Annotated in this window: 1 rRNA gene; it reads right to left on the bottom strand. The window is 54.9% G+C overall.

Annotation, left to right across the window (positions count from 1 at the left end):
* Positions 1-255: ribosomal RNA gene (locus L6D77_RS27145) — 16S ribosomal RNA — on the bottom strand; the annotation flags it as partial.

Consider the following 255-nt stretch of genomic DNA (forward strand, 5'->3'; position numbering starts at 1 on the left):
AGGCCCGGGAACGTATTCACCGCAACATTCTGATTTGCGATTACTAGCGATTCCGACTTCACGCAGTCGAGTTGCAGACTGCGATCCGGACTACGATCGGTTTTGTGAGATTAGCTCCACCTCGCGGTTTGGCAACCCTCTGTACCGACCATTGTAGCACGTGTGTAGCCCAGGCCGTAAGGGCCATGATGACTTGACGTCATCCCCACCTTCCTCCGGTTTGTCACCGGCAGTCTCCTTAGAGTGCCCACCATA

The organism is Pseudomonas parasichuanensis, from assembly GCF_021601385.1.
In the GTDB taxonomy this organism is placed as follows: Bacteria; Pseudomonadota; Gammaproteobacteria; order Pseudomonadales; family Pseudomonadaceae; genus Aquipseudomonas; species Aquipseudomonas parasichuanensis.